Source organism: Rufibacter ruber, assembly GCF_001647275.1.
GTDB classification, from domain to species: Bacteria; Bacteroidota; Bacteroidia; order Cytophagales; family Hymenobacteraceae; genus Nibribacter; species Nibribacter ruber_C.
This window is the reverse complement of sequence record NZ_LRMM01000118.1, coordinates 1-6,632: the sequence shown is the minus strand read 5'-3', so window position 1 is coordinate 6,632 and position 6,632 is coordinate 1. Positions and strand designations below refer to the sequence as shown.

The window sequence follows — 6,632 nt, the reverse complement described above, 5'->3', positions numbered from 1 at the left end:
CTCTGGTTCAAGTTTCCAACTTGGACCTATAATGGCGGAAGCTTTCAGCTTCCATGAGGCGGCAGCCTCACATTACCTCTGCCCTCTATAGCTCCCTCTTCTGCCCCTCTATGGCGCGGAAGTTACTTCCGTGCCTTCTAACTCCAGCTGATACTCCCGCTTGCGCGAGTCCCCAGACGCGTGCCTACTGATGACGGGCGGTCTCAGCCTGCCCTCGCGGCGCGGCTGCGAAACCAGGCATTGCTGCTTCATTCGTATTGAATTGCCTAAAGAAAAAAGGAAGGACTCAAGACTCAAGACTCAGAACTCACTCTGATGCTCCCCCTTTGAAGGGGGCGGAGGGGGATGTTTACACAGGAGGACACCCATTGCTGAAGTGCGTTCACCCGCCACTTGCCCCACGCATGCCGGACAACTCCCCTCCCGGGAAGGGTGGGTTCTATACGCCTGCCCCCGCTGTACCGCCCGCTCACCAGGCCCCGTACCGTCCTGATGAGGCCTGCGGGCGTCTGTGCCCATTTCCTGTTTTCGGGCTGTTTTCAGCAATACAGGCCGAAAACAGAAGCTAATAGATCTGCAGCCGGTACGCTTTCAACTCATTGTCTAACCCACGGGCATTGCCGCTGATGCGGTCTAGCAGTGCCCAGAATCTGGGGCCGTGGTTTTTCTCAACCGTGTGCGCCAGCTCATGCAGAATCACATAGTCGCAGAGGTGCTGCGGAAGGCGCATGAGGTGCAGGCTCAGGTTAATGTTGTTGGTGGCAGAGCAGCTTCCCCAGCGGGTCTTGGCGTTCTTAATGGTGACGTTCCTGTAAGAGAACCCAAACTTCTGGGCCAAGTGCGCCACTTGCTGCGGAAGGTACTGTTTGGCCTCCAGACGCAGCGCCTGCTCTACTGATGTTCTGATATACTCTTGCACTTGCTGGTCTTCCCAACCGGTCTGCACCGGGTACCAAACCTGCAACACGCCTTCTTTGAGCCTGCTTTTGAGTTGCGGAAGGGTGTGGGGCAATAGCTGCAGCTGGTGAAAGCGGGTCTGGAAGGTGTCATACGGGGAGAAAAGCGTCTTTTTCTGCAGCTCCTGCTGCTGGCGGGCCAGGTGTTTTCTGATCCAGGCAGCCTTTTCCTGCACAAACGCCTCGGCTTGCGCCATAGTGGCCCTTTTGGGGAGCGTCACCTGCACGCCCACGCCCGGTTTGATGCTGATCCTTACATATTTGGCGGTACTGCTGGGCACAAACTGAACCCTGCCCATTCCCTCCATCTCCTTCTCCAGAATCTCGGCCTTGGCCGCCAGACCACCTTGCTTTCTCTTCATATCTACAGCAAAGATACCACTTCGGCTCTGAAATAGCATTGGTGCCCGCAATCCCTGTTGTTGGCGGTACATAAAAAAAGCACCTCTGTTAGAAGGTGCTTTTGACATTCAGGAGTACCTGTACTAGGTGGGGGGCTGTGCGAACACCCCGGCAGAAGGCAACTCCCTGTTTTCTTTGGTGCCGTATTTTAACGCACGTTGCCGCCGTGGTCACTGTCATAGCTGTTTGAGCTGGGCACGCGGGTGCTGTCTGTGGTAGAGGCGCGTACGTTGGGTTCACCGTAACCAGTTGGTACGCCCTGGTCTGTGGGGCGGGCGTCTGGCGTGGCGGTGGGGTCTATTTCCTGCAGGGGAGTGCCTTCAACGGTGTCAAAGTGGGTGACCGGGGTTTCGTTTTGAGGGGGAATGATACCGCCGGTAGAGCCTTGCGCCCCTGATGAATTGTTGCCCACCTGCATGTTGCCGGCCTCTGGGGACGTATGGCCGGCGGGGCCGGAAGAACCCACTGCCCCGGTAGAGGGGGCGGTTTCACGGGCAGAGCCATACTGGCCCGCAGGCTCATTGCCGTACTTGGGCGTATGCGCTGATGTGTCAACCGTCAGTTCAGCGCGGGTAGGGTCAACGGGTGCAGGGGTTTGCGGTTTGGCAGGCTGGGAGGCTTCCCATACTTTGAATTTATCCATTTCGGCTTTGATGCTGGTCATAAACCAGGCCAGGAGGCTCACATCATCAATGAGGCCAATCACCGGTAACCAGTCTGGGATCAGGTCAATAGGCGACAGGAAATAAATCACCACCGCAATCCCCCCCACCACGGTGGAAGTGGGAATGCCGGTGTATTCCTTAGAAACGGCCGCCTTGATCAGGCGCGAAAGCGTGCCCAGGCTCTCAAACGCCTCTGTTGCAATAGTGCCGAAGTCTTTTTTCTCACTGGCTTTCTGGTAGGCGTCATTTAGCAGCTCCTTCACGCGGAGCGGTTGTTTTACGTATTCTTCAGCCTTCTTCAGGAACTTCTTGAAGAACGACGATTGGGACACATGGTCCTTATTTGGGTTTTCGGCTTCCATAGGTGTAAAAATAGAATTAGGTTTTAGGTCAAGCGGTGGCCGCCGTGCCTAACAGGGGCGAATTAACAAAATAAATAGATTGTCAGGCAGGTTGGGCGGCAGGAAAAAAGAGGAGCCGCAGAAGCTCTTGCTTTTACCGTTGTTCTATACTTGTTTTCGCTGTATTAGGTTAGCGCATGTTTAAATCTGTCTTTTGCGCTGCAAACGGGTATCAAAAGAACCTGGCTTCGCGGTTGACTCGCACCATTGCGCGCTGCTATGCTGCTCAAAAAACGCTATAGAAGAACCTTTCGCTCCCCGTTTTCGCTTGCAAAATCAAAATGTAAACAAGCTCTTAAAAGCCCGGGTGGGGCTATTTGCGTTTTTTGGCCTGTTTTTCAGAAAACAGGTCAAAAACAGGAGCTGCACACAACCAGAAGCGCTGCCCTTGGTGAAAGGCAGGCGCTTCTGGTTGTATAACCTCTTGGGGCGTTTGGGTTAGATGACCCGGCCGGCAGCGTAGAAGTTTCTCTTGTAGTAAGGTGAGTAGAGCGAGTTGATCATCACGCCCCCGTGGGTGGCGGAGTGAATGAACTTGCCGTCTTTCAGGTAGATGCCCACGTGGTAGATGGGTTGGCCGGGTCCACGGCGGAAGAAAACCAGGTCACCGGTCTCCATCTCGGTTTTGGCTACGCGGTCAACATCCTGAAACATGGAGCGGGAGCTGCGGCTCAGGGTAATGCCGTACACTTTCTTGTAGATGCTGGTCACAAAGCCAGAGCAGTCTGTGCCGCGCTGGGAGCTTCCGCCAGAGCGGTAGGGGGTGCCAATCCAGTCAGAGACGGTTTCCAGCAACTCCTTGTCCTCGGTGTATTCCAGCTGGAGCCCCAGGGACTGGGAGTAGTAGTTGTAGAAAAGGGAGTCTTTGAAGGTGAGCGACTTCTCTTTGGCGGCTTCGGCCAGGTTGTTGCCAGAGCTGTTGTTGGTCAGGACCCATTCCTCCAGCATCTCGGCAGAGGTGAGGTCTACCGTCTCAGAAGAGGCGGTGGCGGCAATAGATGCCGGGGCATCATACAGGAAGGAAAGCAATGCGGCCCCAAGGGCTAATGCAGACAGAACGTAATTCTTCATCATCTGTTTTTAATGGTGAACATCGGGCAACTCCGGCTGCAGCAGAGGTGACCGCGGCCCTTCCAACAGCAAGTGCAAAAGCAGCTTGAAAACAGGAAGAAAGCCAATTCTCAGATGAAATACCTTTGCTCAGTATTTCGTCATTATTTCAAAGCTAAAAACAAAACCTTTAAAAACCAAACCCGTATAAGGCCATTTTCATTGGGAGGTGGGGGAGCGTGTGGGGTGACGAAGGGAAAAATGTAGCGTGGCGGCCTCAGTTGCCGTATATAGCAACCGTAGATATGGAGATGGAACCGCTGGGTAAAAATATAAAAATAATTGAGCGCTCACCGTTTGCGCGCATTGCCCGCTGGGTCTTGAAGAGCCCCAACGTGGCCATGGTGCTGGGCAAAAGTATACACCTCAGCGGAGTTTCCAAAGAAAACTTTCTGCAGAATACCCCGTGGGTGGCCCATGAGTTAATCCATGTGCGTCAGTTTCAGGAGCATGGCTTTTTTAAATTCCTGTGGCTCTACTTGCTGGAGTCAATGCGGGTGGGGTATTATCAGAATAAATATGAGGTAGAGGCGCGCGAGGCGGGTACTAAAGAGAGTTATCTGGCCAGCGCCCAACGCAAAAAACCTGGTTCTGCCGTCTAAGCTGCGTAACCTGGAGTGTCTGTAAAGTAAAATGCGTTTTAGGGCTGTTTTCTGAAAAACAGCCCCAAAACGCATTCTTCCAGGGGGCGTACTGCTAACCCTTTAGCTGTCGCCGCGCCACTTGATGGTACAGCCAATGGCTTTTGTGGTGGCCTGCTGCACGGGCTTGCCAGCGAGCAGGTTGTCCAGGGCGGCCTCTGTGTAGCGTTTCTGTACTTTCTCCGGGTCTCCAGAGTTGTCATCAATGGCGCCAATGTAGGTCACCTTCAGCTCATTGCCGGTGCGGGTGAGCACGTAGACGTGCGGCGTGCGGGTGGCGCCGTATTTTCTGGCTACCTCCTGGCTCTCATCATGCAGATAGGCAAACGGAAACTTCTTCTGCCGGGCCCGTTTCTGCATCTCCTCAAATGAATCGCCCGGCGAAGCAGTCACATCATTGGGGTTGATGGCCACCACAGGATAGCCTTTGGGCGCGTATTTCTGGTGCAGCTGAATCAGGCGGTCTTCATACAGTTTGGCGTACGGGCAGGTGTTGCAGGTGAAGGTGACAATAAAGCCTTTGGCGTCTTTGTAGTCTTTGAGGCTCACCATCTGCCCGTTCACGTTCTTCAGTTTAAAGTCGGCGGCCGTATCACCTAGCTGGTACCCCGCCTCATCTGCGGTAAAGGCAAAGGAGAAGAGCGCCAGAACGCTCATCAGGAACAGGAATGGGTAACGTTTTCTCATAGGGATTAGGGGTTAAGGGGGAATTTAGAGGTTAAAAGCTCTTTTAGTTGGGCTGGGGAGAGCGGCTTCTCCACAAAGAACCGCTGCTTGCGGGCACCGTTCAGCAGGAGCGTAGCCGGGATGGCCCCACTCCAGGACGGGTCCACCAGCGGGATCCACGCGTTCTGGTCGGGTTCGTCTAGCACAAAGACGGTGCTCTGCAGCTTGTTCCGGTTCACAAAAGGGATCACCTTCTTCTCCAGATCCTTCGCAAAGTCAAGGCTCACCAGGATCACCTTCACCGGTTTTTGTGCATACTCTTTCTGCAGTGCCTCAAAGTGGGGCAGCTCTTCTACGCAGGGCTTGCACCACGTGGCCCAGAAGTTGATGATGTAGGTGGTGTCTGCGGGAGAGGTGAGGTAGCGCTGCAGGTGCGGCAGTTTCACCAGCGGCACCCGCTGGCCCTGTGCCCTGCCCGTACCCGCCGCCAGCAGGCACAAGACAAAAAAGCAAGAGGCTATTGTTCTACGAAAAGCCATAGAGGTTCTCCTTTTTAGTTTAACAATGTAACGATTCTTGCTGTACCAAAGTACACCCCATAAAGAACTTTATAGTAATTGTTGTTTTAAAACTATGGCACAGAACTTAGAAGGAAAAAAGATAGCGATTTTAGTGGAAAAAGGATTTGAGCAGGTAGAATTGGAGAAACCAAAGGCCGCTCTGGAAGAGGCGGGCGCGCAAACCCACCTCATCTCCCCGCGGTCAGGCTCCGTGAAAGCCTGGGATATGAAAGACTGGGGCAAAGAGTTCTCTGTTGATAAAGAGTTAGGCGCGGCCAAGGCCGAAGACTATGACGGCCTCCTGTTGCCCGGCGGCGTGATGAACCCAGACTACCTGCGGGCCAATGACCAGGCCGTGGCCTTTGTGAAAGCCTTTGTTGACAGCCGGAAACCCATTGCCGCCATCTGCCACGGGCCCTGGACCCTCATTGAAGCCGGGGCCGTGCAAGGCCGGAAAATGACCAGCTGGCCTTCCCTTAAAACTGACTTGGCCAACGCCGGTGCCCACTGGGTAGATGAAGAGGTGGTCACTGATAACGGGTTGGTCACCAGCCGCAAACCAGATGATATTCCGGCTTTCAACAAGAAGATGATTGAGGAGTTTGCTGAGGGCAAGCATGACCGGAAATAACACGTAACAGTCTTCAGGCAACGCCGAAGTGGTTGGAAAAAACTGCTTCGGCGTTTTCTGTTTCTGGCCTGTTTTTCTGAAAACAGGCCAGAAACAGGTTTTGGGTTAGTTTTTTTAGCACAGGTCCATTGGGGGGAGCCTTTGGGTTTGAACCCAAGATAGAGGTTCTGGCCATGCTGCTTTTTACCGTGCCGCTCTTACGCTTCTACTGCCGTTTCAGTGTTGTCCTGGGTGTGGTGTCGCCGTGTCAGTTGCGGCCGCCGTTGCTGTACGCCGTCTGCTGTTCCCCTGGGAGTACCGTTTCGTCAATGCCTCACAGGTAGGAAGGTCTGCTTGTAGCAGTGGGAATGCGTGGGCTGCTGTTCCCTAGGCTGGGCTGCTGCCGCAATCTGCTGTTCCCTTGGCTGTGCTGCTTAATACTGCAGTGGCAATGCGTAGTCCGCTGTTTCCCTTGGCTTTAGCGGTTGACGCAGGGCCTCACTCACTGTGTTGTTTCATCATTTCCGGTAAGCGCTCACGGCCGCGGGGCCCGTCCTGGCGGTGAGCACTGCTGTTAAAACTAGGCCCTCCGGCCTTGCCGCTGGAGCGGCACCGTATTAA

At 54.3% G+C, this 6,632-nt stretch carries 7 protein-coding genes; 2 read left to right on the top strand and 5 right to left on the bottom strand.

The features are described 5' to 3' along the window. Positions 1 to 565 precede the first annotated feature (565 nt). The 3 genes from A8O25_RS21675 to A8O25_RS21665 all read right to left on the bottom strand — a co-directional run bounded on the left by A8O25_RS21675 (position 566) and on the right by A8O25_RS21665 (position 3,498). The gene (locus A8O25_RS21675; protein WP_066839653.1) at positions 566 to 1,318 is read right to left on the bottom strand and encodes a M48 family metallopeptidase; all 753 of its coding nucleotides are present in this window, start codon (positions 1,316 to 1,318) and stop codon (positions 566 to 568) included. Positions 1,319 to 1,506: 188 nt separating this feature from the next. Then, positions 1,507 to 2,385, bottom strand: a complete 879-nt coding sequence (locus A8O25_RS21670; RefSeq protein ID WP_066839652.1) for a YkvA family protein — start codon at positions 2,383 to 2,385, stop codon at positions 1,507 to 1,509. A 477-nt stretch (positions 2,386 to 2,862) separates the two neighbouring features. Further along, the gene (locus tag A8O25_RS21665) at positions 2,863 to 3,498 is read right to left on the bottom strand and encodes a C40 family peptidase (RefSeq protein ID WP_066839651.1); all 636 of its coding nucleotides are present in this window, start codon (positions 3,496 to 3,498) and stop codon (positions 2,863 to 2,865) included. A 281-nt stretch (positions 3,499 to 3,779) separates the two neighbouring features. Here A8O25_RS21665 and A8O25_RS21660 point away from each other — a divergent pair, with 281 nt between their 5' ends. Beyond that, positions 3,780 to 4,136 carry a hypothetical protein gene (locus A8O25_RS21660; RefSeq protein ID WP_241499121.1) on the top strand — a complete coding sequence of 119 codons (357 nt, stop codon included), beginning with the start codon at positions 3,780 to 3,782 and terminating at the stop codon, positions 4,134 to 4,136. 102 nt (positions 4,137 to 4,238) lie between these two features. Here the strand turns inward: A8O25_RS21660 and A8O25_RS21655 are convergent, their stop codons facing one another. Beyond that, positions 4,239 to 4,862: a thioredoxin family protein gene (locus A8O25_RS21655; protein ID WP_066839650.1), complete on the bottom strand. Its 624-nt coding sequence runs from the start codon at positions 4,860 to 4,862 to the stop codon at positions 4,239 to 4,241. A gap of 5 nt (positions 4,863 to 4,867) precedes the next feature. After that, positions 4,868 to 5,380 (bottom strand): TlpA family protein disulfide reductase, encoded by a 513-nt coding sequence (locus A8O25_RS21650; protein WP_066839648.1) that lies wholly within the window; start codon positions 5,378 to 5,380, stop codon positions 4,868 to 4,870. A gap of 94 nt (positions 5,381 to 5,474) precedes the next feature. On the opposite strand from A8O25_RS21650, the gene A8O25_RS21645 reads away from it, so the two are divergent. Beyond that, complete coding sequence (locus A8O25_RS21645) at positions 5,475 to 6,032, top strand: type 1 glutamine amidotransferase domain-containing protein (RefSeq protein ID WP_066839646.1); 558 nt, start codon at positions 5,475 to 5,477, stop codon at positions 6,030 to 6,032. The last annotated feature ends 600 nt before the right edge of the window (positions 6,033 to 6,632 follow it).